The sequence below is a fragment of the Nocardia aurea genome, from assembly GCF_003123685.1.
Classification (GTDB): domain Bacteria; phylum Actinomycetota; class Actinomycetes; order Mycobacteriales; family Mycobacteriaceae; genus Nocardia; species Nocardia aurea.
The window spans coordinates 1-1,481 of sequence record NZ_QCYJ01000068.1 but is presented as its reverse complement, the minus strand read 5'-3'; the positions used below and the strand labels follow the sequence as shown (position 1 = coordinate 1,481).

The 1,481-nt window shown below is 65.9% G+C and carries 1 protein-coding gene; it reads left to right on the top strand.

Annotated elements, in window-relative coordinates; genetic code table 11:
* A partial coding sequence (locus DAT37_RS12890; RefSeq protein WP_109524990.1) for a FadD3 family acyl-CoA ligase occupies positions 1-1,481 on the top strand: 1,481 nt, incomplete at its 5' end.

The window sequence follows — 1,481 nt, the reverse complement described above, 5'->3', positions numbered from 1 at the left end:
TGACCTGGCAGACCATCCCCGAGATGGTCCTCGGTACGGCGACTCGCTTCGGTGATGCCGAAGCGGTCGTCGACGGGGGGATTCGGTGGTCCTACACCGAACTCGTCGACCGGATCCGTCGCGCCTCGGGTGCTTTCGCGCGGGCCGGTATCGACAAGGGTGACCGGGTGGCGATCTGGGCGCCGAACTCGGCGGAATGGATCGTCGCCGCGTTCGGGCTGCTCACCGCGGGCGGGGTGCTGGTTCCGGTCAACACCCGGTTCAAGGGCGAAGAGGCCGGTGACATCATCACCCGCAGCGGCGCGAAAATGGTCTTGGTCCAACAGGGTTTCCTCGGCGTGGACTACAGCGACTTCACCGCCAGCGGCGCGGCCAGCGCGGCCAGCGCGGCCGGTGTGGGCGGTGTGGGCGGTGTGCCGGTGGTGGATCTGAAGTCGGATTTCCTGTCCTCGGGCACTGCGTTCGAACGTGGTGACATCGTGGGTACCGATATCGCCGATATCGTCTACACCTCGGGCACGACCGGTCGCCCCAAGGGCGTCATGATGAACCACCGCCAAACGCTGCGGCTCTACAGCGAGTGGTGTGATCTGGCCGATCTACGCGAGGGCGACCGGTATCTGATCGTCAACCCGTTCTTCCACACCTTCGGCTACAAAGCCGGCTTGATCGCCTCGCTCATCCGTGGCGCGACGATCCTGCCGGTCCCGGTCTTCGAGGTCGACCGGGTCCTGGAACTGGTGGCCCGCGAACGGGTCACCATGCTGCCCGGCCCGCCGACGCTCTACCACTCCCTGCTGCAAGCCGGTAACACCCACGACCTGTCCTCGCTGCGGTCGGCGGTCACCGGCGCGGCCGACATCCCGGTCGAGTTGATCCGCCGGATCAGCGAAGAGCTGCCGTTCCGGTCGATCATGACCGGCTACGGACTCACCGAGGCCGGTACCGCGACCGCCTCACGCCCCGGTGACACCTTCGAACAGATCGCCACCACCGCCGGACAGGCCTGCGACGGTGTCGAACTGGCCATCGCCGACGACGGTGAGATCCTCGTGCGCGGCTACAGCGTCATGCAGGGCTACCTCGACGACCCCCAAGCCACCGCCGAAGCGATCGACGCCGAGGGCTGGTTGCACACCGGCGATCTCGGCAGCCTCGACCCCGAAGGCCGTTTGCGTATCGACGGCCGTAAGAAGGACATGTACATCGTGGGCGGGTTCAACGTCTACCCCGCCGAGATCGAGGGCTTCCTGATCCAACACCCCGCCGTCGCCCAAGCCGCCGTCATCGGCGTCCCCGACCAACGCCTGGGCCAGGTCGGACGCGCCTACATCGTGGCCCGCCAACCGATCACCGAAGACGAGTTGATCCACTGGAGCCGAGACCGCATGGCAGGCTTCAAAGTCCCCCGCTCGATACAATTCCTCGACACCCTGCCGTTGAACGCCACCGGCAAAGTAATGAAAAACCAACTGCGATAA